Raw genomic sequence first — 23462 nt, forward strand, 5'->3', positions numbered from 1 at the left:
GGGGTCGGGGTCAGTGGAGGGGCACGGCGTACTGCAGGCCGCCGCGCGTGTACAGCTCGTTGAGGCCGCGCGGCACGGCGAGCCCCGAGGCCGCGCCGAGGTTGCGCTCGTAGACGTCCGCGTAGGTGCCGACCGCGTCGAGGACCCGCGCCGCCCAGCCCTCGTCGAGACCGATCGCCGGGCCGTGCGCGCCCGCCGCCTCGGCCGCCTGCGCGAGGGCCTTCTCCCGCTCGCCGACCTCCTCGACGTGGAACTCGGCGGACACCAGGAGCTGGAGCACCCAGCGGCACAGCCGGAACCAGGCGGCGTCGTCGTCACGGACCGCCGCGGCCATCGGCTCACGGGAGATGGCCGTGTCGAGGATGAGGTGCGCCGACGGGTCGGGCAGCGCCGCCCGCTCCCCGGCGAGCGCCACCCGGTCCAGGACATAGGCCGCGCAGTCGCCGCTCGCGTAGCCGGCCAGCGTCGCCGCCGGGGTCGGATGGGCGACCGGCTCCACCGCGAGGCCGCGGCTGCCGTACCAGGACGCCAGGTTGGCCGCGCTGGTCGTGCCCGCCTGGACCGCGACCTTGCGGCCGTTCAGCTCCGCGGGGTGGGTGATGCCGCTGTCGGCGGGGACGAGGAAACCCTCGCCGTCGTAGCAGGTCACCCCGGCGAACAGCACCGGCAGCGCCTCGCGGCCGAGCGTCCAGCTGACGTTGGCCACGGTCAGCTCGGCGTCGCCGTCCGCCAGGTGGGAGAGCCGGTCCGCCGGATCGGACGAGACCCACTCGACGGCGTCCGGGTCACCGGCCGCCGCCGCGGCGACCGCCCGCGCCACATCGGCGTCGAGACCCGACCAGCGGCCGTCGTCGCCTCGCAGCGACAGACCGCGGATCCCACGGCTCACCACCGCCCGCAGGGCGCCGCGGGCGCGCACCGCGTCGAGGGTGGGTGTACGTGTGTTCACGACAGGCTCCTCGGATAGGGACGTACGGAGGGGAAGAGGGTGGTGAGGGCCCGCAGCCCCAGCGCCCGGACCCGGCGCCGGGCCAGCGCGGAGAGCGTCATGCCAGCTCCCTGGGGTGCGGCCGGGGCGTGTACTGCACGCTGCGCAGATGGCCGTGGGTGAGCTGCTCGCCGTCGAAGCGCCGCTCGTTGAAGCCGAGCATGGTCAGCAGCCCCTTGGCGCTCACCGGCCGCGCGGACTTGCGCTCCACGCCGAGCGGCATCCGCCCCGGCTCCGCCCACTGCAACATGCCGCCCGCGTCGACGTAGGCCCGCGACTTGTTGGCGTTGTCCTGGTGCAGGCAGTACGGGACGTCCAGCATGCCCCGCTCGAACGCCTTGACCAGCGCCTCGCCCACCGTCGGCGCCAGCTCCAGGGTGCTGTCGATCAGCAGCCTCGCCTCCTCGTAGATGCCCGAGTCGGTCGCCACGACGGCCCGCCCCGCGCGCCCCGCCTCGTCGCGGGCGATGGACTCGGCGAATTCGAGCGCGTCGACGTTCTCGGCGATCGTCGGGATGCGGTGCGCCTCCGCGGGCGTCTTCACGATCAACCGCTCGCTGCCGCTGCGGACCGCGAGCCGCACACTTTCCTCGAGGATCCGGTAGGAACCGGTGGGCGTCCGGGGGAAGACACCCATGAACGTGTAGAGCACGACGTGCCAGGTCGCCGCGCCGAGGCGTTCGCCGGCGAACCGGCGCAGCGCCGCGACGGCCTCCAGATCCTGCCCGGGATGCGTCTGCTGCGCGTAGCTCAGCGAGATGTCGCTCAGCCCGTGCTCCCGGAAGAACAGGGCCTCGAGGACGCTCAGCGCCACCAGCAGGCTCGGCGGGCACAACTGCCCCAGCATGCAGCCGCCGAAGCTCTCCAGGTGCATCGGCTCGGGCTGCTCGGCGATCAGCTCGCAGCACCGGGCCCACGCCTCCACGGCCCGGCTGATCGGGGCGCGGCTGTACGGCAGGCAGTACGACACCGGGCCGCCCTCGGTGGCGTCGACACCCGCCTCGACCATCGCCTGGAACAGCGGATAGGGAAGCGCCGAACCGTGCCGTACCTGAACGGGGAACTCAGGCCCGGACACGGAGTCGAGGAGCGCCCGTGTCGTACCGGCCCCGTGGGCGACCAGCGGGAAACCGTTCAACTCCGCGCCCGTGCGCAGCGCCTGACGCGCCGAGTCGTGGTCGTTGACCCGCGTGTAGCTGTCCAGGGTGATCGTGCCGATCGCCGAGGCGTCGGCGCGCCGGACACCGAGCAGCCCCTCGCGCATCGTGGCCAGATCGGCGAACCCCATACGGGGCTGGACGACGAGCCGGCCCTGCGCGTGCATACCGTGCACATAGCGGGAAAAGCGCCCGCCCTTGTTCTCGGAACCGACGACGGACCCTAAGTGCGACGCCTGTGTCAACTCGCTCATGCCGCCGCCTCCGAAGAAAGCAGAGCGGGCCGGGAGGACGTGCTGTCGAGCGTGCCGAGGAATTCCTGGAAACCCTCGATACCGCCGTCGGCCTCGAACACCGCGTCATAGCCGCTGAGGGAGAGTTCTTCGGCGAACACAATGTTGTCGGCGCCGCGCACACCGAGTTTTCCTCCGATCACCACGCGCAGACCGGACAGTTCGGGGTGGCTCCGTATCCGGCGGATCAGCCGTAGCCCGTCGAGGTGCCCGTGTCCGTTGACCGTGCTGATGACCAGCACATCCGGCATCGAACGCAGGCACTCCTCGATGATGAGATCGTCGGGGACGCAGGCCCCCAGATTCGTCACGTGGGCACCCTGTTCCTCGAGCAGCAGCTGCAGGAAAACGAGATTCCACATGTGGGCGTCGGAGGACACGCTCGACACGACAAAGCGCTTGGACGGAAGCATGACCTGGGACATGTTGATTCCCTCTGGTGTGTAACTGGGACTCTAAAAGTCTCTGCGGCGCCCGACAGAAAATCCAGGATTCCGCTTCGGTGAAACAGATGGCTTTGATCGCCTGAACCGATCGATGAAGCTAATCCATTCATGCGCAGCATGAAAAAGCCTCATGCGTCCGGGAATTCAGGCCCCCTGGCTCTCGCTCCGGCTCCGGGCCTGGCCCTCCTGGTACTCCCGGCTCAGGAAGTCGATGACCTTCTCCACGAACACCTGCCGCTCCCGCGAGAGCTGAGCCCCCTTGCGCCACGCCAGCTGCGTGTAGAGCACGAAGGGGACCTCCCAGGCCAGCGGTACGAGCGCGCCCGAGGCCAGCTCGTCCAGGACGGTCATCCGGGGCAGGAGACTGACCCCGAGCCCGGCGCCGACGCCGCGCTTGATCGCCTCGACGTTGCCGAACTCCAGGAACGGCACGGGCTCGCCGGAACCGTCGTTCAGCTCCGCCTCCAGGAGTTCCCGGTAGGCGCAGCCGGCCTCCGGCGCGAGCACCGACTCCAGACGCAGGTCGTCCGTGGCCACCTTCACCTCGTGGGCGAGGCGGTGCTCGGGGGAGGCCACCACGACCAGCTCCTCCGTGCCGAGGACCTCGCTGTGCACCCCGGAGTGCTGCGTCTCCGCCTCCATCAGGAAGCCCGCGTCGAACACGCCCTGGCGCAGGGAGTGCAGGGTCTCGGCGCACAGGCTCGGGCGCAGCGCGATCTGCAGCCGCGGGTAGCGGTGGTGGAAGTACTCCAGGACCGCCGGCATCCGGTAGGAGGTGATGCTCTCCATCGTCCCGATCGTCAGCACCCCCTCCGGCTGGGCGTCGGGGGAGGCCGCCCCGCGCGCCTCGTCGGCGAGCGACAGCATCTGCCCCGCGTAGGGCAGCAGCCGCGTACCGGCGGGCGTCAGCTTCACCTTCCCGCCGACCCGCTCGAACAGATCACTGCCGAGCGACACCTCCAGGTTCTTGATCTGGGCCGTCACACTGGATTGCGCATAGTTCAGCTCGGCCGCGGCGCGGGTGAAACTCCCCAGCACGGCCACACGGTGAAACGTGCGAAGTTGACGGATGTCCATTGCTCTCTCCCGGTGCGCTACGTGGAGTTGACCCACGGTGGACGAGACACCGAGCCTGCCGATCCGCCCCGTCGCGTGGAAGAAGCAACGGATGGCACACACTGCCCACGACACGTATGTGCCGCGCCGCACGTACGAGTGCGGAACGCGGCGATGTTGCGGTGCGCCTCGACCAGGAGGCGCCGACCAGGAGGCGCCGACCAGGAGGCGCCGACCAGGAGGCGTCGACCAGGGGCGTCTACGGCATTGATAACGCGCGGGCCCGGCCCGAGCCCGGGAAAGTGCTGGCCACGACACCAGAACGCAACCGCTGGTCGCGTTCTGGGGCATCTTCGGGCGGACAGCCGAGCGGTGGCGGAGTTCCGGGACGTGGCCCCGCCCACCGCGGGGCACGGCGAGGCGGGTTCACGGCCTCGCGAGAGGGATGGTCAGGCCGTCAGGCTCGGGGTGTCGTAGGCGTCGGTGATCTTCGCCTCGACCTCCGCGAAGACCTCCGCGCCGCGCTCGCCGGAGAGGTCGATCGTGGTGAGCACGGACGACTGCACGACGCTGGGCAGGAAGTGGCGCAGCAGCACCGACGTCCGCTGGTCGAGGTCCGCGTAGTTGCTGACGGCCTGCGACATCGAGTGCACGCCCGCGTAGGCGCCCACCAGGAGTTCGGCCGTCTCCGCCGGCACGACGTGCGGCAGCAGCTCGCCCTGCGACTTGGCCACGACGAGCAGGTCGGTCGTGCCCTTGCTCCAGTCCGAGAAGAACGCGCCGCGGTTGAGCTCGGCCGCCTGCTGGTCCATGGCGAGCCGGACACCCGCCCGCACCAGCGCGTCGTGCTGCAGCCGGTAGGTCTGGAGCAGCACGGTGTCGGCGAGCTCCTGCATCTTGCAGACGCGGTCGGGGACGGAACCCATGCGGCGCCCCTGAGCGTCCATCACGCCGTACGCGAGCTCCGCCTTCGACTGGAAGTGGAAGTACAGGGCGCCCTTGGTGACGCCCGCGGTACGCAGAATGTCGGTGATCGTCGCGGCTTGGTAGCCGCGCTCCTCGAACACACTCGCGGCGGCAGCCAGGATGTGCCGTCGTGTGCGGATGGCACGGTCCTGCTTGGCCATGGGATCCACCACCTCCAGATCGGATGCCGAGGTCTGCCATCGAAAAAAACCGTCAAGTTCGTATCTTAGCGGCTCCGTCGGCGCCTCATCAGAGTGGGGAGCGATCACGTTCTGGTGATCTTGGCGCGGAGAGAGCCCCGCAGGTGCGAGGACTGGGCGGTAGGTGACGCCCAGGTAAACAAAACAGCCTGCCTGGTTTGGTTTGACCGTGCACGCATCGCTGAATAGAGCACGTTTGACCTGGTTTTCCCTAGCGGACGGGGGTCGTGATCCCTATGAGGCCCCAGTCGAACGCGTTGACAAACCGCCCGGCCTGTTTTTTACTGACGACGTCACAGAGGAAGCGCTCCAGTGCGGAGCGGCAGGCGAACGGGGAGACCTCGTGGACATCGACGTACTCGGCACACTCGCCGTACGGGAGCATGGCGTCTCGGTCACCCCGAGCGCGCCCAAACCCCGTCAGGTGCTCGCGCTGCTCGCGCTGAACGTGAATCAGGTGGTGCCGGTCAGCGTGCTCACCGAGGAACTCTGGGGGGTGCAGCCCCCGCGCAGCGCACGGCCCACCCTCCAGACCTACGTGCTGCAACTGCGCGAACTCATCGGCATGGCCCTCGCCAAGTCCGGCGCCGCCGAACTGCGGTGCGCCAAGGACGTCCTGATGACCGTCCCCGGCGGCTACCTCCTCAGGAGCGAGGAAGGCACCAGCGACATCAAGGAGTTCGAGCGGCTCGCGGGCGCCGGCTACCGGGCCATGGACGCCGAGGACTACCAGGACGCCGCCCGCCGCCTGCGCGAGGCGCTCGCCCTGTGGACCGGGTCCGCGCTGGCCGACATCCAGGCGGGCGTCCACCTGGAACCCCAGATCAAGCGCCTTGAGGAGAGCCGGCTGTGCGCGCTCGACCAGCGCATCGAGGCCGACCTGCGGCTCGGCCGGCACCGCGGGCTGCTCGCCGAACTGACCGTCCTCGTCAGCCGGTACCCCACGCACGAGAACCTGTGCGGCCAGTTCATGCTCGCCCTGCACCGCTCCGGGCGGCGCGGCGAAGCCCTCAGCGCCTACCAGCGGCTGCGCACGACCCTGGTGCGCACGCTCGGCCTCGAACCGTCGGCGCCGCTCGTGAAACTGCAGCGCGCCATCCTGGTCTCCGGCCCGGACACCGCCGCCGCGCCGCTCCATCTCGCCGAACGCGAGCCGAGTTCCGCCGCCGGCCTCACCCGGGCGGGCTGACCTTCGAGCGCCCGCGGCGCCGGCCGCGCCCCGCGGTGCTTCCGCCGGGGCTCGACGGCCGCTCCAGGCGAGCCGCCCAGCATGACCGCGCCAGTGCACACCGGAGGAGGGGCCCCATGACACGACCGTGCGGGCGCTCCGCCCGGCACACCGTGTCCGTCGGCGCTCCGGCGTCGGTCGTCCACGGGCTGCTCGCCGACGCGCCCCGCTGGCCGCTCTTCCTGCCCTCGTGCGTCCACGCCGAACGACTGGACGCCGACGCCCGCACGGACGAACTCCTCGTCTGGACCTGGACGGACGGCCAGGTGCGCGGCGGGCTCGTGCGGCGCACCCTGCGACCGGCCGAACGCGCCGTCGACTTCGTGGAGTTCGCCGACGACGCCGCGTCCGGACCCGGCCCGCAGGCGTCCGGCACCTGGAGCGTCGAGCCCGAGGGCGCGGGCCGCTGCCTCCTGACCCTGCGCTACGAGCGGCTGCGCCCCGACCCGTTCGAGCCCCCGCACTCCCTGGCCCGCCAGGTGCGCGGCCGGCTCGGCGAGATCAGGGACGCCGCCGAACGCTGGGAGACCCTCGACGAGTCGCTGCTCTCGCTGACCGACAGCGCCCGCGTCGACGGGGCCCCCGAGCTGGTCTACGACCTCCTGCACCGGATCGGGGACTGGCCCGAACTCCTGCCGCACGTCGACGAGGCCACGGTGCGCGAGGACCGGCCCGGGGTCCAGCACGTCACCCTCGGCCTCGGCACCCCGCAGGGCGGCGAACCGCTCACCGTCACCTGCGTACGGCTGTGCTTCCCCCACGCCGGACGCATCGTCCACAAGGCGCGCGTCGAGCACGAACTGATCGCGGCGTACAGCGGCGAGTGGTCCCTCGTGCCGGACGCGTCCGGGTCCACCGTCACCAGCACCCACCACGTGCTGCTGCGCCCGGGGGCGCTGGATCCGGGTCCGCCGCCCGACGGCGCGCGGGCCCGCCTGCGCGTCGGCGCATGGCTCACCGGAACCGACCGGGACACGCTCGACCTGCTCAAGTGGCACGCGGAAAGCCCCGTACGCCGACTGCGATGACATCCACCGAGGACGAGGGGAGGCCGACCATGGTCCGCACGCCGTCGCCCCGGGCCACCGGACGGCAGCCGCGCGGCGCGGCACAGGACGCGCCGCGCCTTGAGGCGCTGCTCGGCGACCCCGACGACCCCGCCAACCCCTACGGCCGCGCCGCGCTCGCCGCCGCGCGGCGCGCGCACCGGCCGCCGGCCGGGGACGACGAGCCGGCCGGGGCGGTGCCCTGGGACGACGGCCCGTACGCCGACGCCGACCGGCTCGTCCGCGTCCTGCGCCCGCTGCTCCGCCGGGATCTGGCACTCGGTCACGCCTGGGCGGCGCGGCTCCTCGGCGCCGCCCCGTCGTCCCGCCCGGACGACAGCGTCCGGGCCCTGCTCGGCCCCGCGGCGCTCGTCGCGGCGACGGGCGGCGTGCTCTACGGCACCGCCCGCTTCGTGGACGTCCGCGCTCCCCGCGAGCCGGCCGTGCGGCAGTGGCAACCCGCCCTCGCCGCCGTCTTCGCCGACCTGCTGGCCTGCGAGGCCCTGACCGTGACCGCCCTGCGCGCGGCCCGCCCCGGCGACGGGGCCGACCCCCTTCCGGCCGCCGTCGTCGGCTACGTCGTCCCCCGGCTCGTCGGCGAACTCCTCGCGGACCTCGAACTGGTCCTGCACGAGACGGGGTCGGGCCCGGACAGCACCGAGCGCCTGGCCCTGGCGGCCCTGCACGCGCAACGCCCCGCGACGGGCGTCGACGAAACCGCCGCGGCGGCCCACCGGACCCGCCTCACGGAACTCCTGCCGACCCTCGCCGGCCCCACCAAGGCGGACACCGACCAGCACATGGATCAAGTCCCGCCCCCTGACCTGTTCCGACTGGACCGTGCCGCGCCGGGCCTCGCCGCGCCCATCGGCGACCCCCATTGGGGCCAAGCCCTCCTGTCCGTCCTGCCCGGGCCCGTGGACGTGGGGGAGCAGGAGTCGGCGGCGGGCGCGCTCGCGCGCGTCGCGCGGCGGCTCGCCGTCGAGCAGCGTGCGGTGCTGCGCGCGTGCGCGACGGCGGGGTCCGGGGGGCCGGACCATCCGGCGGCCCGGGCCCTGGCCGACCGGTGCGCCACCGTGCTGCTCGCGGGCGCCGCGCTCGGGGTCGCGCGGGCCGCCGGGCGGGCCCGCGACCCCTTCCTCGGCGGCCCGGACTGGATCCTGCTCGCCCTGGAGCGCCTCGCGCACCGGCTGGGCACCCCGCTGCCCGCCCACCGGGCCGCGCCGCGCGCCCGGCTGTGGGCCGAACTCGCCGGACGGACCCGGCGCGGCGTCGACTGCGACGTCCGCGCCACGAAGCTGCTGTGGTGACACGAGTGAACCGGGAGACTGACATGAGCGCGCACCGGTCCGTGGCGCCACCCCTGCACCTGCCGGGCCCCGACGCCCCCTGGGAGCAGGTGCACGAACGGGCCCGCGCCACCGGGCGGGCCGTGGTGCACACCACCTGGGGCGAGTGGCTGTACGCCGCCCTCCTCGCACCGGACCTGCGGGGCCTCCTCGGCCACGATTGGCCGCGCTACCGGCAGAGTCCGACCGCCGCGGACCGGTTCACCTTCGCCGTGTCCCGTATGGTCATCAAGTACACGGCCGCCGCCGTCCTGGAGGCCGCCCCGGTGGATCTGGACCTCGCCTACCAGCCGGGCGGCCGCCCCGGTCTGCGCGGCTACGGCGAGGAACTCCATCTGAGCCTCGCCCACACGGAGGAGCTCGTCGTCGTCGCCGTCAGCACGGCGGGACCCGTCGGCGTCGACACGGAATCCGTCGAACGGCACGCCTCCTACCCGCTGTTGCGCGACCAGGTGTGCACCCCGCAGGAGGCCGTCGTCCTCGACGCGCTGCCCGAGGACGAGCGCCGCGCCCGCTTCCTGCGGCTGTGGACGCTGAAGGAGGCGTACACCAAGGCGCTCGGCCATGGCATGCGGCGCCGGTTCAGCACCGTGGGCTTCACCTGGGACGACGAGGGGCGGGCCGCGCTCGCCGGAGACTCCGCGGGCGAGCGGGGGTGGTCCTTCGCCACCCATCTGGTCGGCGGCCGCTACCTGGTGAGCGAGGCCCACCGCGCGACGGCGCCGCGCCCCGGCGCGCCGTACAGCCCCGGCGAACTGACGGCGAACCTCAGCGAACTGACGGCTGGACCCGGCGAACTGCCGACGAGCCCCGGCGAACTGACGGCAAGCCTCAGTGATCTGGTGGCACCGCTCGCCCCGCCCCCGCCGGCCGGCGCATGAGCAGCCACCAGCCGCACGCGGACACCGTGCCCGTCGTGCTCCACGAACCCGGCTCCACGTCCCCCGCGTCGCCGGTCCTGTTCGAGCTGTGCGCACCGCTCGACGCGGCGGCCGCCGAGGCCGTCGCCGCCCGCCTCGCGCTGCGCCACCGCACGTGCACGGTCTCCCTCGACGACGACGGCACCGGCCGCCGCCTGCTGCGCCTCACCCCGGACGCCACCGCACCCCCGGCGCCCCGGGCACCGGCACCGGCGTCGGCCGTCGCGGAACTCCTCGCGGACCTGCTGCAGCCACCGGGCGCCGAGTCGATCCCGGTGACGGGCCATCAGCGCGACCTGCTCACCGCCGCCCTCAGGGGTCCCGGCGGCCCCGGCCGCCATGTCGAGCAGCTCTGCTGGACCTGGGCGGGTCCCCTGGACGTGCCGCTGTTCACCGCGGCCTGGCAGTCGGTGGCCGACCGGGAGGCCGTGCTGCGCGCCTCGTTCGACTGGACCGCCGCGCCCCGCCTCGTCATCCACGAGCACACGCCCCTGGAGATCGCCCGGTACGCGGCGGCCACCGTCAGCTGGAGCGAACTGCTGCGCAGGGACCGGGAGCGGGGGTTCGCGCCGCACCGGCCGGGACTGCTGCGGCTCTCCCTGCTCGACGGAGCGTCCTCGGCGCGGGCCACGACCCGTGTCCTCATGAGCTACCACCGCGCCCTGCTCGACGAACGCGGCGCACACCTGCTGGTGCGCGAGTTCTACCGCGCCTACCTCGGGGACGGCTCCGTCCCCGGCGGCGAGCGGCGCCCCGACATCCGCGACCACGCCGCCTGGGCCGCGGGCCTCAGCCTGGACGGCGCACGGCGGTTCTGGCAGGGGGCGGGGCCGCCGCGCGACGCGGCGGTGAGCCCCGGCCGGCCCGGCGGCGCCACCCACCAGGGCGGCACCGGCCGCGTGCGGCGCAGGCTGCGGCCGCACCACACGGCACGGCTGCGCGCCTGGGCCGCGTTGCAGGGCGCGGGGGAGAGCAGCGTGCTGCACGTGGTGTGGGCGCTGCTGCTGTACCGCGCGGCGGGCACCCGGCGCCCCTCGCCGGTCACCTTCGACGTGCACTTCTCCGGCCGCGACCTCGCCATGCGGGACGCCGCGGCCGTGCCGGGCCTCCTCGGCAGCGCCCTCCCGATGACCGTGACCGTCGACCCGGCCACCCCGGTGGACGAGCTGCTGCGGCAGGTCCGTGACGCGGCCCTCGACCTGAGCGCGTACGCCTGGGTCTCCGGCGACCACGTCCGCGGCTGGAGCGGCCGGGCCGACGACCCGCGCCTCACCGACACCCTCGTACGGTTCGACAGCCGCCCCGAACTGCCGCCCGCGCTGCTCTCCGCGCTCGCCGCCCGCGACATCGAGGTGGACGTGCCGCACGAGGTGGGCGCGGACACCAGCCTCCCGGTGACCCTCGTCGCCCGGTACGACACCGACGGCGGACTGCTGCTCACGGCCACGCACGACCGGGCCGAACTCTCCGACGCCGACGCCGCGCAGATCCTGTCCCAGTGCGTGCACCTGCTGCGCAGCCTGTCCGAACGGCCGCACCCCGCGGGCACCGTCGGCGACGTCCTCGCGCTCCTCGACAGCTCCGGGATACCGCGCGCCGCCCGGCACACGCCCGTGGCGGCGGGCGCCGACGTACGGGTGCTGCGCCGCGGCGGACCCCGCGCGGACGTCATCTGCCTCATCACGGTGCCCGGCGTCGCGCCCGGCGCCCACGAGGCGCTGATCCGCGCCTACGACGGACCGGAACACGTCGTGGCGCTGCGCCCCGGGGAGCCCGCCGACGCGCTGCCCCCGGCCGTGACGCGGCTCCTCGGACCGCACGGCCGCCTGGTGGTCTGCGGCAGCGGACCCGCCGCCTGCGCCGCGTTCGTGATCGGCCGGGCCAGGGCCTCGGCCGCCGCCGCGACGACCGTCGTCATGACGGGCATCGGCTCCGCCGCGAGCAGCGCCGACGCGCTCGCCCGCGCCCTGGTCCTGCGCCGCGCACGCGACGGCTGACGCGGCGCGGGCGACCCGGGCGACCGGCCCGGGCGACCGGCTCGAGCGGTACGTGAGCGGACGTCGAGCGGCGCCGTGGACGCTGGTCCCCACGCCACGGGAGGGGCCATGGGCGAAGCGCACCACGGCAGGTTCGGCATCCGCGTCGAGCGGGGCCGCGCCAGCGACGAGGAACTCGCCGCGCTCACGGTCGTCCTCTTGGCCCTGCGCGCCAAGGCGAGGCGAGCCGAACGGCGCCCCGGCAACCGCCGCAGCCGCCAGCTGCGGATGGACGACTACCGGGCCCCGCACAGCTGGCGCTGAACGGACCCGCGCGGCCCCGGCCCGCATCCGGCCCCGTACGCAGGAGCACGACACCGATCCAGGAGGCGTCCAGCATGACCAGCGAGCCCCGCACCGCCTGGCAGGAGGCGCCCGAGGCAGCCGCGGCCGGTGTACGCGCCGCAGTGGTGGGGGAACTCGCCGCCGTCCTGCGCGTCGACGCGGACCGGATCGACCCGCACCGGCGCTTCCAGGCGTTCGGCCTCGACTCCATCCGCACCGCCGAACTCGTCGCGGCCGTCAACGCCCGCTACGGCACCGCCGTCATGGCCGCCGCGCTCTACGACCACCCGACACCCGACGCCCTGGCCCATCACGTGCTGGCCCAGCTCCCCGCCCCGGCGCTCCGCCCCGCCCGCCCGGAGTCCGAGGTACGCGCCACCCTGCGCGGGCAGCTCGCGGACATCCTGCGCTGCGACCCCCGCGACATCGACCCGGCCGTCCCCTTCCCCCAGCTCGGCCTCGACTCCCTGCTCGCCGGTGAGTTCGTCGCCCGCGTCAACGCCGCCTTCGGCCTCGCCGAGCGGCCCGCCACGCTGTACGACCACCGCGACCTCGCGGCGATGGCCGCGTACATCGCGGGCGCACCGGCGGGCGCCGCCCCGGCCGCGCCCCGGCCCGCCACCCCGCCCGCCCTCTCGGCCCTCACCCCGGACGAGGTGACCGCGCTGCTCGACGCGGTGCGCGCCGACATGCTCACCGTCGACGAAGCCACCGCACTGCTCGCGTCCCGGCCCGCCTGAGCCCCGCCGACCAAGGACCACCATGGACACCAGGGAGATACTCACCCGGTTCAAGAGCGGCACGCTGGCCCGGGAACAGGCGGTGACCCTGCTGACCGCGCCGCCGGGCGCCGCCCCGGCCGGTGAACCAGCGGCGTCGGAGCCGGAGCCGGAGCCAAGGTCGGAGTCGGAGTCGGAGTCGGCGCCGGAGTCGGAGTCGGCCCAGGACCCGGCCCCGCGACCGGACATCGCCCCCGCGCACGACACCCGTGGGACCACGGCGCCCGCCGCGTACGCGATCACCGCCGTGCACGGATGGTTCCCGCACGGGGACGGCCTCGACGCCCCCTGGAACTCCGCGATGGACGACGACGGCGAGCGGCGGGGGGCGACCCTGCCGGACGCCGACCCCTTCGACGCCGCGTTCTTCGGGATCACCCCGGACACGGCGGACCAACTCGGCTCCTCGGGGCGGGTGTTGCTGAAGACGGTGTGGCGGACGCTGGAGGGCGCCGGACAACTCGGGGCCCGGCTCTCCGCCCTGACCACGGCGGACGGCGAACCCCGCGCCGTCGGCGTGTTCCTCGCCCACGGCCCCCTCTCCGGGGACACCGCCGCCACGACGAGCTGCGGCGGAGCCCTGCCCGGACGCCTCTCCGCCCTCCTCGACCTGCGCGGACCGAGCCACTGCGTCGACAGCGGCGCGGCATCCTTCCTCACCGCCCTGCACTCCGCGACCACGGCGCTGCGCACCGGCAACTGCGCGGCGGCACTGGTCGCCGCCGTCGACGCCGGGCCACTGCCCTGCGCGGGCGCCGTGCTCGTCCGGCCGCTCGACGCGGCGCACGCCGCCGGGGACACGGTGCACGCCGTCGTCCGTGGCGCCGCCGTCGCGCACGCCGGGCGCGCCGCGTCCGCCGACACCGATGCCCGGCTCGCCCGGCGGGCTCGGACGGCGGCGGGCCTCGACGACGCCGACATCGCCGTGTGCGAGACGCCGTACGAGGCGGGCGCCGCCACCGGGTTCGCGGCGCTCGGCCGCGCCGTCCTCCGGCTCGGCCGCGCGGAGGCGATCGCCCAGGGCCCGGGGCCGCGCCGCGCCTCCGTCGCCGTACGCGGGGAGCACGGCGCCGCCGCCCACGTGATCCTGGAGGAGCCGCCCGAGCCCCGGCCCCGGGCGCGGGCCGCCACCGTCCCGTCCGGGCGGCCCGAACTGATCCTGCTGTCGGCGCCCACGCCACGGCACCTGGCGGCCACCGCGCGGCGGCTCGCCGACCGGCTGCGCGCGCCCGACGACCCCGCCGGGCCCCTCCCCGCGCTCGCCGACCTCGCGACGGAACTCCGTATCGGCCGCGAGGCCCAGCCGTGCCGCCTCGCGCTGCACTCCAAGACGACGCACGAACTCGCCGCACGACTGACGGAGTTCGCCGCGCACCCGGACACCGCACACAGCGCCGACCTGCGAACGACAGGCGACGCGGGCCCACTCCTCGACCCCGGCCTGCCCGAGACGGCCCACTACCTCACGGCCCTGCGCCACGGCGCCCACGGAGCGGCCCTCGCCCGCCTCTGGCTCGCCGGAGTCGACGTGACCCACGGCGAGGACACCGCCGGCCAGCCCGTCATCCCCCTGCCAGCCTCGGCGATGCTGCCGGGCCCACCCGATGCCGCGTCCATAATGAGTGACGGTCCGCTAATGAACGACGGTCCGCTAATGAACGACGGTCCGACAATGAGTGACGGCCCGTCAAGAACGGCCGGTCCCGCGCCGAGCGATGACCCGGCGCCGAGCGACCCTCCCGCGCCGAGTGCCGCCCCCGCTGCACATGCCGCTCCCGCTGCGACTGGTGGTCCCCTCCGATGACCCTGGCCGGGACCGTGACCGAGCAGCCATACACCGCCGAGCCCGCCCCCGCGCCCCCCGCAGGGGCCACCGCGCCCGTGAAGATCTGGCTGTGTCCCAATGAGGATCTTTCGCCGGAGCTGGCGAGTGTGCTGGCCAAGAACTGGCTCGACGAGGAGGAGCAGCGCACCGCGGGGCAGTTCCTCTTCGAGCGGGACCGGCGTCAGTACCTCGTCGCCCACACGCTGGTCCGGCGGGCGCTGGCCCTGGAGGCCGGGCTCGCCGAGGCGGAGCTGGCGATCTGGCGGTCCCCGCGCGGCCGCCCGTTTCTGCGGCCGCTGCCCGGGGGGCTGCCGCGCGGCGGCGGTCACCTGGACTTCAACCTGTCGCACGCCAACGGCTACAACCTGCTCGGCATCGTGCGCAGGCACCGGGTCGGTGTGGACGTCGAACTCCTCGGCCGGGACGCGCAGGCCCTGGACACGGTCGCGTCCACCTTCGCGGCCGAGGAGCGGGAGTGGGTGGCGCGCGCCGCGCCGGGCCGTGACCGGGACCGCCGGGTGCTGCGGCTGTGGACCCTGAAGGAGGCCTACTCCAAGGCGCGGGGCCTCGGACTCGGGCTGCCTTTCGACGAGTTCGCGTTCACTCTGGCCGACGACAGCGGCGTGCTGGGCTTCCGCCCGCCGCCCGGAGACCCGTTCGACCGCTGGCGGTTCCTTGAGCTGGAGCCGGTCGACGACGTGCTGGTCGCGATCGCCGTCCCCGCCGACACCGGCGGCGACGACGAACCGGCCGCCCTCCAGCTCCACCACGGCTTCCCGTGGTCCCGCGCCGCCCCGCACCTCGTCGACCTGCCCGAGCCGCTGGGCGCACCCGCCCCTTGAGCGCGGGCGCGGGCAACGGGCAACAGGACGCGTGGACTTCGGCTAGAAGGCGGCTAGAGGAAAACGCGCCGGACGACGCGGCCCGCTAGCGTGCTCGACGGCGCGGTTTTCGGACGCCGGAAGGAACGCGGACCAGGATTTTCGATGAGGGTGGAGGACGCCGTGCAGATCAAGATTCTCGGTCCGTTGAGCGCCGAGGTGGACGGCGTCTCGATCGTCCCGACGGCGGGCAAGCCCCGGCAGATCCTGTCGCTGATGGCCTTGTACCCGGGCCGCGTCATGCCCGTGCCCACGCTCATGGAGGAGCTGTGGGACACCGCGCTGCCGGCGAGCGCGCTGACGACGCTGCAGACCTACATCCTGCAACTGCGCCGCAAGCTGGGTACGGCCATGGGCCCCGGCGGCCCGGCCGGTGTCAGGGACGTCCTCGCCACCCGGCACGGCGGCTACCTGCTGCAGATCCCGGAGGACAGCGTCGACGCCTACCGGTACGAGAAGCTGGCGCGGGAGGGCCAGGCCGCCTTCGCCACCGGGGACAACGACGTGGCCGCCGCCCGATTCCGCGCCGCGCTCGACCTGTGGTCCGGTGCCCCCCTCGTGGACGTGAAGGCGGGGCCGGTCCTGGACATCGAGGTCAGAAGGTTGCGGGAGAGCCGCCTGGTCACCGTGGAGCGCCGCATCGACGCCGACCTGCGCCTGGGGCGGCACGCGGAACTCATCGCCGAACTCACCGACCTGACGGTGCGTCACCCGCATCACGAGGGGCTCCACTCGCAGTCCATGCTGGCCCTGTACCGCTCGGGACGGCAGGCCTCCGCGCTCGCCGCCTACCGCAGGCTCCAGCGCGCCCTGGTCGAGGAGCTCGGCGTGGAGCCGTCCCCGCAACTGCAGCGCATGCACCAGGCCATGCTCGCCGTCGACCCGCAGCTGGACGTCCTCGCGGGCCCGCGCAACAGCTCGACCTTCGACCTGTTCGCGGCCTGAACCCGCGCACGACACAGGCTTTCCGGCCCAGGCCGGCGAACCCCCGGCCCATCCCGGCCGGGGGTTCGGCATGTCAGGGCCAGTCGTCGTCCGACGGCGTGTACCGGCATGCTCCGTGGGGGGTGCCACCGCCCCGGAGCACGTCGCGGTGCACAGGAATCGAATACGTCATGGGCGACCCCCGAAAGGCTGGACGAGGCGCGGGCGCAGGCGCCGGCCGACGGTCCTCGAGATCCTGCCCTGATCCGCTGGACATCCCCTGGACCTCCGCTTGAGAAAGACGTGAAGGCGGCCTGAGGGGCGGGGCACGGCCGTGGCAAACGTTTGCCCGGCTGTTGCCCGCCGCTCTACGCTCGACGCGGTCATGACGCCACCGGCCGTTCGCGGCCCGCAGCCCGCCGCTGTGCCCGTGTTCCCGGAGGGAAGCCGCTTATGCTCCGACAGCCCGCGTTCGGCCGTCGCCTGAGGAAGATGCGCCTCGCGCAGGGCCTCTCCCAGACCGCCCTCGCCGGTGAGGGCATGTCCACCGGCTACCTCTCCCGTCTGGAGTCGGGCGCCCGCCAGCCCACCGCGCGGGCCGTCGCCCACCTCGCCGCGCGCCTCGGCGTGCAGCCCGAGGACTTCGAGGAACCCGCGGGCGGCTCCCTCGCCAACGCGCTCACCCTCGCCGCCTCCTCCGGCGCCGACGACGCCATGGACACCCTGCGCGACGCCCTCGCCGCCGAGGCGCACGAATCCCCTGTGCTGCGCTGGCAGACCCTGTGGCAACTGGCCCACCACCGCAGGCTCCAGGGCGATCACACCGCGGAGCGGGCCTACCTGGACGACCTGGTCCGGCTCGGCGACGAGGTCGACCTCCCCGCACTGCGCGTGCGGGGCCTGCACCGGCTCGCCCGCTGCCTGCGCACCCTTGGCGAGGTCTCCGCGGCCCTCGACGCCGCGGGCGCCGCCCACCGTCTCGCCCGGGAACACTCCCTGGGCGTGGAGGACCGGGCCGGGGTGCTGCTCGCGCTCGTGTCGGTGGAGGCCGAGGCGGGCCGGCTGCCGGACGCCCGCGCGCACGCCGACGAACTCACCGCCCTCGTCGAGGGCCGCACGGACACTTTGTGGACGGAGGCCGTCTGGACCGCGGCCTCCGTGCGCACCCGCCAGGGCGACTACCAGGGCGCGCAGCACTACCTGGAGCAGGCCCTCGAACGGTTCTCCAGCAGCGACGACCTCGTGCTGTGGCTGCGGCTGCGGCTGAGCGCGGGACGGCTGTACCTGCTGAAGACACCCGCGGACGTGGACGCCGCCGAACGGTGCGCGGCCGCCGCGGGACAGGCCCTCGCCCTCGTCGGCACCGACGGCATGCGCCAGCAGCTGACCGCGCTCAAGGCCGACATAGCCTTCCGGACGGAACGGTACGACGAGGCCCGCGCCCTCCTCACCGAGCTGGAGGGCAAGCCGCTGCGCATGACCTACGTCGACCAGGTCAGGCTCGACGTCCTCCGTCACCAACTGCGCGTCCTGGCCGGTGACATGAGCGGCGTCGACGGGCTGCGCGGGCTCGCCGAGCAGGCCCAGGCCGACGCCATGATCGACCTCGCCGCCGAGGTCTGGCGCATCCTCGCCAGGACGCTCTCCGAACTCCACCCGGGTTCGACCCCCTCTGCAGCGCCGGCGGCCACGCTGAACGGCCGAGCAGCATCCACGTAGACGGAGGGGCATCCATGAAGAAGACCCGTACGACGCGTACGGCCGCGGGCGTCGTCGCGGCCGCCGCGCTCACCACCGGCCTCGTCCTCGCCGGCGGGGGACCGGCCGCCGCCGCGCCCCTGTGCGTCTCGCCCGCGCAGCTGGAGCAGAGCCTCAAGGAGGCCGTCGCCCTGGAGCGGTCCGCCGAACCGGGTGAGCTGGCGCCCACCACCGTCGGCAGGTACTGATGACCGGCACCGGGGACGGCGCGGGCACCGCCTGGTGTCCGAGCGGCGTCGCCGACGCACCGGAGTCCGTGCTCCTCGGAGTGCGCTCCGGGCCGGACGGACAGGTGGCCTATCTGGCCGAACCCGTGCCGGCCGGCACGGCGCTCGGCATGGTGCCGCCGGACATCGAGCCCCGCAGGATCCTCCGGTTCGCCTCGCACTGCGTCGCCTCCTGCGCCAACCGGCGCGGCGACGACTGCACCCTGGTCGAGCGGGTCGTCGCGGGGTTCCCTGAGCAGGAGTCCCGCGGCCTGCCTCGGTGCCATCTGCGGGCGAACTGCAAATGGTGGGGGCAGACGGGCCCCGCGGCCTGCCGTCGCTGCCCCGCCGTGTCCACGCGCCACCACAGCGACGACGAGCGGTCCGTCCTGGTGGCCGACCCGGCCGCCACCGCCGAGCAGATCGACGCCCATTTCGCCCACAGTCGCTGACCGCCCGTCGCCGGACGGCGCACGACCCGACCGCCCCGGGGCCCGCCATGGCCCGGGGCGGTCAGAGCCTGTGTCATATCCCCGGTCGGGCGCGCGGAGTCTGGCACGCCCGCTCGCCGCGTTGCCGAAAAGCCCTAGTAGCTCCGCTACGAGGACTCTCCGGCGCCTTGCGATCGCACGCACCAGACGCCGCGCGCTGATCCGACCGGGAATATGACACAGGCTCTCACGTCGCGGCCGGTTCGGGCGCCGCCTCCCGGCCCGCGGCCGGGCCGGGGGACCGGCCCGTCGTCAGGGTCCGCACCTGGCGGCTGCAGAGCGCCGCCGCCGTCACGCCCACCACGAGCGCGGCGCCCGCGAGCAGCGTGGCCCGCACCCCGAAGTGGCCGGCCACCGGGCCCGCCGCCATCTCGCCGAGCGGCAGCGCGACGAACGAGCCGAGCGCGTCGTAGGAGTAGACCCGCGCCAGCCGGTCCGCCGGGATGTTCTCCTGCAACGACACGTCCCAGGCGACCCCGAACTGTTCCAGGGCCGCGCCGTTCGCGAACATCGCGACGCTGAGCAGCAGGGCCCCGGGTGCCTCGGCGAGCACCACGAGCGGCAGCGACTCGACGGCCACCAGCGCGACGCCGACCAGGAGGGCGTGCCGGATCCGGGACCGGGCCGCGAGGACGCCGCCGGCCACCGCGCCCAGCATCTGGGCGGCCAGGACCGCACCCCACACCCCGCGCCCGAACGTGTCGTCGGCGACCACCGGGCCGAGCACCTGGATGCCGCCCGCGACCACCGCGTTGACGACCATGAACTGTGCCACCACGATCCACACCCAGCGGCGCGCGGTGAACTCCCGCCAGCCCTCCGCCAGTTCGCGCAGCGGGCGGACCCGCTCGGCCGGCGCCGCGGGCCGCTCCTCGCTCACCTTCACCCCGGTGAAGAAGGCCGCGGCCCCGAGGAACGCCACCGCGTTGCCGAGCAGTCCCCAGCCGGGGCCGAAGACGGCGGCGACGATGCCCGCGAGCGACGATCCGGCGATCGCGCCGATGTTGGTGGCCATGCGCATCACCGCGTTGGCCGGGCGCAGCACCTCCTGCGGCACGGTCTGCGGGGTGAGCGAGGCGGAGGCGGGCAGCGACAGGGCCGCCAGCGCGCCGTTGAGGACGCTGAGCACCACGAGCAGGGCGATGGACGTCGCCTCCAGGAGCACGCTCACCGCGATGGCCGCCTGCACCCCCGCCGCCGCCAGCGCGGAGCCCTGGAGCACGAGCGTGCGCCGGACGCGGTCCGCCACCACGCCGCCCACGAGGAGCAGCGCCACGTTGGCCAGCGACCGCGCCCCGACGACGATGCCGAGGTCGGTGGCCCGGCCCGTGGTGTCGAGGACGGCGAAGGCCAGGGCGACCGGCGCCATCGCGTTGGCGAAGTACACCAGCATCCGTCCCGCGGCCAGGTTCCGGAACGGGCGGTGGCGCAGGGGGAGCCAGGACCCCGTGGTGTGCGTTGTGCCGTTCATGCGCGTGCGAACTCCGTTCCGGCCGCGGGGGCCGTCGCCTGTGCACCGGCCGCCGGGGCGACGGCGAAGTGCACGCGTGAGACCGAGATGCCCAGGTCCTGGACCGCGTAGGGGCAGAAGTAGTAGGCCTGCGGGGTCGCTGCGGGCGCGACCGCCAGGGTGAACGTGGTCCGCACCCGCTCGCCGGGCCCGCCCGCCGCCACCCGGCGCAGCACCGGGCCCGCCTTCGCGTCCAGGTAGACGGGCAGCACGATACCGAGGTTGATCGTCCCGGCGCGGCGCGCCACGGTCTCCACGGTCACGTCGAGGACCTCGCCCGCGACGACGGTGTCGGCCGCCTCCACCTCCAACAGGGGCGCGCCGTCGTGGGAGTTGGCGACGTCGCCGCAGCGGGCGCACAGCACCTGCACCGTGTCGGTGATCGCGGGCACCCGGCCGCGCCTGCGGTAGGCCCGCAGCGGACGCCCGCAGGCGCAGGGCGCGTCCAGGTCGTAGGGGGCGCCGGCGACGCTGCGCTCGCCGAAGTAGGTGGGGAAGTTCAGGACCGGGTCGTCGTGGTGCTTGGCGAAGCGGTGGGCGAGGGCGAGGTCGAGTGAGGTGGTCTCGCGGGCGATCGCCGCCCGGGACTCGGCGGCCTGCGGCGGGGCGAGCGCCACGGTGCGCACCACGTCGTGCAGCAGCGTGTCGGCGAGGGAGCGCAGCCGGGGCCGCAGCGGGTGGCCGGCTTCGAGCAGCCCGCTGTCGAGGAGGCCGGTCAGGCGGGCGCCGAGCGCGTGCACGTCGGGGCCGTCCTCGCCGCTCGCGGCCTTCTCGCCGGGCGCCGGTGCGGCGGGCGCGCCCGAGGACTCCAGGCCCACCTGTGTGAACGCCGGGTACGGGTTGATGTCGCGCAGCGCCTCGTTGACGGCGGAGGCCGTGTTGCCCGCGCCGCGTGCGCCGTCCAGCCATACGAGGTTCTCGGGCCGCTGCCCGTCGCAGGCCGTGAGCGTGGCGAGGACCGTCTGGGCCGGCCCGTCCAGGGCGTTCAGGAGGATCAGGTACTTGGGGTCGTACATGGCGTGGCCCGCCGTCGCCCCGCTGAAGCAGTTGGCGAGCACCAGCTCGGCCGCCCGGATGCCATGGGCGGGGATCAGCTTGTCCATGGGCTTGGTGCAGCCGAGCCCGTAGGCGCACTTGGGTCCCGGGGCCCCGGGGGTGGCCGCGACCGGGCTCGCCCCGCACAGCGTGAACTGGCCCAGGTTCAGCTGGTCGTCCTTGCCGTTGCCGTGGAAGAGGACCCGGCGCCACACCCGGCCGAGGGCCAGGTCTCTGACGTCCAGGCGCCGTACGTCCTCGGCGCCGCACCACACGTCCGCGCCCGCCGCCGGGGCGGCCGTGTCCAGCTCGGAGACGACGCCGACCTCCGCGTCCGCCGCCACCCGCGCGTACTGCTTGGCCACCACCCAGCTGAGGCTGTGCACATCACGGCCCGTCAGCTGGAACACCGCACGCCCCGCCGCGTACGCGGTGTCGAGCAGGGGCTGGACCGTGTCGCCGCGCAGCCGGGCGTACGTGCCGAGGAGCAGCACCGAGCCCTCGCCGGGCAGCTCTCCCGCGTCCCGTACCCAGCGGCGGGCCAGCGGCCGGGCGAGGGCGAGGAGCGGTTCGGGCAGTTCCGGGTCGAGGAGCAGGCCGGTGTCGGCCGGGGCGGGGGAGCGGCGGCCGGTGTACACCTGCTCGGCCAGCGCGATGCCGTCGAGGAGGTCGGCGCGGTCCCCGGTCCACACCGGCAGCGGCCCGCCCTGCCCGTACGCCTCCACCGCCCCGGCATAGGCGCCCGGTTCGGTGTGCGCGGCGAAGACGCTCATGACGCGGACCCCGCGCCCGTCTCGTCGGCCACCGTCAGCTCGAAGTGGCGCAGCACCGCGTGCATCCGCCGCTCCACCTCGGCGGCGGTGGCGCCCTCCACGTGGACGTAGCCGGTGGAGGCGTGCGAGGCGCGCGGCGGGTCGAGGACGTCGCCGACGGCGGCCGTCAGGTGCGCGCCGATGACGCCGGGCAGCCGCAGCAGCTCCTTCTCGGTGCTGATGTGCGTCACGCGGCCCGCCCGCGTGGGCAGCAGCAGGTCGCCGACCGCGCGGTCGCGGGTGTAGCGCGGGTGCGGCACCCGGTCCAGGTAGGTGTCGAGGATGGTGTGCAGGAAGTCGAAGCCGTAGGCGAGGCCGTGGTTCATCGGGACCTCGCAGCCGCTGAGCCGCGCCGCGACCTCGCTCATCACGAACGAGCCGTCCTCCTTGAGGAAGAACTCGCCGTGCAGATAGCCGTGCGGGATCGCGAGACCGTCGGTGAGCCGCTGTGCCAGCTCCCGCGCGTCGACGGGGATCTCCTCGCTCGGCGCGTACGTGATGTTGGCGTTGATCTTGCCGTCGAGGACCTCCAGGATCGGCACCGGGTTCTTCGACAGGTAGGCGTCCAGGACGACGCCGCGCGCGATGACCGCGCACAGCTGGAACTCCTGCCCCTTGATGTACTCCTCGGCCATCCACTCCAGGGCCGGGTCGAGGTCCGGTACGGCGGCCACGTCGGCCGGGGTGTCGAGGCGGTAGGTGCCGATGCAGGAGTCGGCGTCGACGGGCTTGAGGATCACCGGCCAGCCGGACTCCTCGCCGAAGTCGACCACGTCCTGCTTGGAGGTGACCGCCCGGTAGCGGGCGTGCGGGATGCCGAGTTCGGCGTAGCGGTCCTTCATCGTCGTCTTGTCGCGGACCCAGCCGACCTGCTCCTGGCTCAGGTGCGGCAGGTCCACCAGCTCCGCGAAGCGCTGGGCGTCGGCCTGGAGCGCCTCGTTGGGGTTGCAGAAGAAGCGGGGGCGCGGCAGCGCCGGGGTGCCCTTCACCCAGCGCAGGTAGCGGGCGGCCTCCTCCTCCAGCGGGGCGGAGGTGTTCAGGGTGAACGTCGGCACGTGCGCGGTCCGCTCGACGTACTCCTCGCTCAGGGGAACGGAGTCGAAGCGCAGCAGGACGACGTCGACGTCGTCGCGGGCCAGGACGTGGTCGGTGAAGGTGGCCCGGCGGCTCTCCACGAACAGGACGGTCGGCACCGCGACCGGGGCGACGGGGGCGGCGGGGGCGGGGGCGGGGACGAGGGTCAGGGTGGCGTTCATGGTCGTACTCCAAGG

General features: G+C 74.2%; 21 protein-coding genes. 13 read left to right on the forward strand and 8 right to left on the reverse strand.

Features of this window, described 5'->3' with window-relative positions:
* Positions 1 to 10: 10 nt before the first annotated feature.
* The 5 genes from C1N81_RS01490 to C1N81_RS01510 form a co-directional block, all read right to left on the reverse strand.
* The gene (locus C1N81_RS01490) at positions 11 to 949 is read right to left on the reverse strand and encodes a transporter substrate-binding domain-containing protein (protein ID WP_394425890.1); all 939 of its coding nucleotides are present in this window, start codon (positions 947 to 949) and stop codon (positions 11 to 13) included.
* A gap of 97 nt (positions 950 to 1046) precedes the next feature.
* Positions 1047 to 2399, reverse strand: a complete 1353-nt coding sequence (locus C1N81_RS01495; RefSeq protein WP_394425891.1) for a methylaspartate mutase — start codon at positions 2397 to 2399, stop codon at positions 1047 to 1049.
* Positions 2396 to 2863: a cobalamin B12-binding domain-containing protein gene (locus tag C1N81_RS01500; protein WP_394425892.1), complete on the reverse strand. Its 468-nt coding sequence runs from the start codon at positions 2861 to 2863 to the stop codon at positions 2396 to 2398. Before C1N81_RS01500 ends, C1N81_RS01495 begins: the two co-directional genes overlap by 4 nt.
* Positions 2864 to 3028: 165 nt before the next feature.
* The gene (locus C1N81_RS01505; RefSeq protein ID WP_394425893.1) at positions 3029 to 3961 is read right to left on the reverse strand and encodes a LysR family transcriptional regulator; all 933 of its coding nucleotides are present in this window, start codon (positions 3959 to 3961) and stop codon (positions 3029 to 3031) included.
* 428 nt (positions 3962 to 4389) lie between these two features.
* Positions 4390 to 5067: a ScbR family autoregulator-binding transcription factor gene (locus C1N81_RS01510; RefSeq protein ID WP_394425896.1), complete on the reverse strand. Its 678-nt coding sequence runs from the start codon at positions 5065 to 5067 to the stop codon at positions 4390 to 4392.
* 382 nt (positions 5068 to 5449) lie between these two features.
* Here C1N81_RS01510 and C1N81_RS01515 point away from each other — a divergent pair, with 382 nt between their 5' ends.
* The 13 genes from C1N81_RS01515 to C1N81_RS01575 all read left to right on the forward strand — a co-directional run bounded on the left by C1N81_RS01515 (position 5450) and on the right by C1N81_RS01575 (position 18795).
* Positions 5450 to 6295, forward strand: a complete 846-nt coding sequence (locus tag C1N81_RS01515) for an AfsR/SARP family transcriptional regulator (RefSeq protein ID WP_394425898.1) — start codon at positions 5450 to 5452, stop codon at positions 6293 to 6295.
* Between the two features lie 116 nt (positions 6296 to 6411).
* Positions 6412 to 7362 carry an SRPBCC family protein gene (locus tag C1N81_RS01520; RefSeq protein ID WP_394425899.1) on the forward strand — a complete coding sequence of 317 codons (951 nt, stop codon included), beginning with the start codon at positions 6412 to 6414 and terminating at the stop codon, positions 7360 to 7362.
* The gene (locus C1N81_RS01525; RefSeq protein WP_394425901.1) at positions 7359 to 8690 is read left to right on the forward strand and encodes a hypothetical protein; all 1332 of its coding nucleotides are present in this window, start codon (positions 7359 to 7361) and stop codon (positions 8688 to 8690) included. The genes C1N81_RS01520 and C1N81_RS01525 overlap by 4 nt, the downstream gene beginning before the upstream one ends.
* Before the next feature lie 23 nt (positions 8691 to 8713).
* On the forward strand, positions 8714 to 9610 hold the full coding sequence (locus tag C1N81_RS01530; protein ID WP_394425902.1) for a 4'-phosphopantetheinyl transferase family protein: 897 nt from the start codon (positions 8714 to 8716) through the stop codon (positions 9608 to 9610).
* On the forward strand, positions 9607 to 11646 hold the full coding sequence (locus C1N81_RS01535; RefSeq protein WP_394425904.1) for a condensation domain-containing protein: 2040 nt from the start codon (positions 9607 to 9609) through the stop codon (positions 11644 to 11646). Before C1N81_RS01530 ends, C1N81_RS01535 begins: the two co-directional genes overlap by 4 nt.
* Before the next feature lie 108 nt (positions 11647 to 11754).
* The gene (locus C1N81_RS01540) at positions 11755 to 11949 is read left to right on the forward strand and encodes an acyl-CoA carboxylase subunit epsilon (protein ID WP_394425906.1); all 195 of its coding nucleotides are present in this window, start codon (positions 11755 to 11757) and stop codon (positions 11947 to 11949) included.
* Positions 11950 to 12023: 74 nt separating this feature from the next.
* Positions 12024 to 12710, forward strand: coding sequence for a phosphopantetheine-binding protein (locus C1N81_RS01545; protein ID WP_394425908.1), 687 nt, complete (start codon positions 12024 to 12026; stop codon positions 12708 to 12710).
* Positions 12711 to 12732: 22 nt separating this feature from the next.
* Positions 12733 to 14553, forward strand: coding sequence for a beta-ketoacyl synthase N-terminal-like domain-containing protein (locus tag C1N81_RS01550; protein ID WP_394425910.1), 1821 nt, complete (start codon positions 12733 to 12735; stop codon positions 14551 to 14553).
* Between the two features lie 14 nt (positions 14554 to 14567).
* A complete protein-coding gene (locus C1N81_RS01555; RefSeq protein ID WP_394425912.1) occupies positions 14568 to 15416 on the forward strand; it encodes a 4'-phosphopantetheinyl transferase family protein in 849 nt (282 codons plus the stop codon).
* Between the two features lie 162 nt (positions 15417 to 15578).
* Positions 15579 to 16400 (forward strand): AfsR/SARP family transcriptional regulator, encoded by an 822-nt coding sequence (locus C1N81_RS01560; protein WP_394425914.1) that lies wholly within the window; start codon positions 15579 to 15581, stop codon positions 16398 to 16400.
* A 432-nt stretch (positions 16401 to 16832) separates the two neighbouring features.
* Positions 16833 to 18098, forward strand: coding sequence for a helix-turn-helix domain-containing protein (locus C1N81_RS01565; RefSeq protein ID WP_394425915.1), 1266 nt, complete (start codon positions 16833 to 16835; stop codon positions 18096 to 18098).
* Between the two features lie 14 nt (positions 18099 to 18112).
* Positions 18113 to 18325: a hypothetical protein gene (locus C1N81_RS01570; protein WP_394425917.1), complete on the forward strand. Its 213-nt coding sequence runs from the start codon at positions 18113 to 18115 to the stop codon at positions 18323 to 18325.
* Positions 18325 to 18795 carry a hypothetical protein gene (locus C1N81_RS01575; protein ID WP_394425919.1) on the forward strand — a complete coding sequence of 157 codons (471 nt, stop codon included), beginning with the start codon at positions 18325 to 18327 and terminating at the stop codon, positions 18793 to 18795. Before C1N81_RS01570 ends, C1N81_RS01575 begins: the two co-directional genes overlap by 1 nt.
* Positions 18796 to 19021: 226 nt before the next feature.
* Here C1N81_RS01575 and C1N81_RS01580 read toward each other — a convergent pair whose 3' ends face one another.
* From C1N81_RS01580 to C1N81_RS01590, 3 genes are read right to left on the reverse strand one after another with little or no spacing between them, the layout of a single operon-like run.
* Complete coding sequence (locus C1N81_RS01580) at positions 19022 to 20305, reverse strand: MFS transporter (protein ID WP_394425922.1); 1284 nt, start codon at positions 20303 to 20305, stop codon at positions 19022 to 19024.
* Positions 20302 to 22152, reverse strand: coding sequence for a hypothetical protein (locus C1N81_RS01585; RefSeq protein ID WP_394425924.1), 1851 nt, complete (start codon positions 22150 to 22152; stop codon positions 20302 to 20304). The genes C1N81_RS01580 and C1N81_RS01585 overlap by 4 nt, the downstream gene beginning before the upstream one ends.
* Positions 22149 to 23447 carry an ATP-grasp domain-containing protein gene (locus tag C1N81_RS01590; protein ID WP_394425925.1) on the reverse strand — a complete coding sequence of 433 codons (1299 nt, stop codon included), beginning with the start codon at positions 23445 to 23447 and terminating at the stop codon, positions 22149 to 22151. Before C1N81_RS01590 ends, C1N81_RS01585 begins: the two co-directional genes overlap by 4 nt.
* Between the last annotated feature and the right edge of the window lie 15 nt (positions 23448 to 23462).

It is taken from the genome of Streptomyces sp. SGAir0957 (assembly GCF_043523415.1).

Coding starts and splice junctions, on each gene's coding strand:
- C1N81_RS01495 (WP_394425891.1), bottom strand. CDS start 2,399: ATGAGCGAGTTGACACAGGCGTCGCACTTAGGGTCCGTCGTCGGTTCC.
- C1N81_RS01500 (WP_394425892.1), bottom strand. CDS start 2,863: ATGTCCCAGGTCATGCTTCCGTCCAAGCGCTTTGTCGTGTCGAGCGTG.
- C1N81_RS01505 (WP_394425893.1), bottom strand. CDS start 3,961: ATGGACATCCGTCAACTTCGCACGTTTCACCGTGTGGCCGTGCTGGGG.
- C1N81_RS01510 (WP_394425896.1), bottom strand. CDS start 5,067: ATGGCCAAGCAGGACCGTGCCATCCGCACACGACGGCACATCCTGGCT.
- C1N81_RS01520 (WP_394425899.1), top strand. CDS start 6,412: ATGACACGACCGTGCGGGCGCTCCGCCCGGCACACCGTGTCCGTCGGC.
- C1N81_RS01525 (WP_394425901.1), top strand. CDS start 7,359: ATGACATCCACCGAGGACGAGGGGAGGCCGACCATGGTCCGCACGCCG.
- C1N81_RS01530 (WP_394425902.1), top strand. CDS start 8,714: ATGAGCGCGCACCGGTCCGTGGCGCCACCCCTGCACCTGCCGGGCCCC.
- C1N81_RS01535 (WP_394425904.1), top strand. CDS start 9,607: ATGAGCAGCCACCAGCCGCACGCGGACACCGTGCCCGTCGTGCTCCAC.
- C1N81_RS01540 (WP_394425906.1), top strand. CDS start 11,755: ATGGGCGAAGCGCACCACGGCAGGTTCGGCATCCGCGTCGAGCGGGGC.
- C1N81_RS01545 (WP_394425908.1), top strand. CDS start 12,024: ATGACCAGCGAGCCCCGCACCGCCTGGCAGGAGGCGCCCGAGGCAGCC.
- C1N81_RS01550 (WP_394425910.1), top strand. CDS start 12,733: ATGGACACCAGGGAGATACTCACCCGGTTCAAGAGCGGCACGCTGGCC.
- C1N81_RS01565 (WP_394425915.1), top strand. CDS start 16,833: ATGCTCCGACAGCCCGCGTTCGGCCGTCGCCTGAGGAAGATGCGCCTC.
- C1N81_RS01570 (WP_394425917.1), top strand. CDS start 18,113: ATGAAGAAGACCCGTACGACGCGTACGGCCGCGGGCGTCGTCGCGGCC.
- C1N81_RS01575 (WP_394425919.1), top strand. CDS start 18,325: ATGACCGGCACCGGGGACGGCGCGGGCACCGCCTGGTGTCCGAGCGGC.
- C1N81_RS01580 (WP_394425922.1), bottom strand. CDS start 20,305: ATGAACGGCACAACGCACACCACGGGGTCCTGGCTCCCCCTGCGCCAC.
- C1N81_RS01585 (WP_394425924.1), bottom strand. CDS start 22,152: ATGAGCGTCTTCGCCGCGCACACCGAACCGGGCGCCTATGCCGGGGCG.
- C1N81_RS01590 (WP_394425925.1), bottom strand. CDS start 23,447: ATGAACGCCACCCTGACCCTCGTCCCCGCCCCCGCCCCCGCCGCCCCC.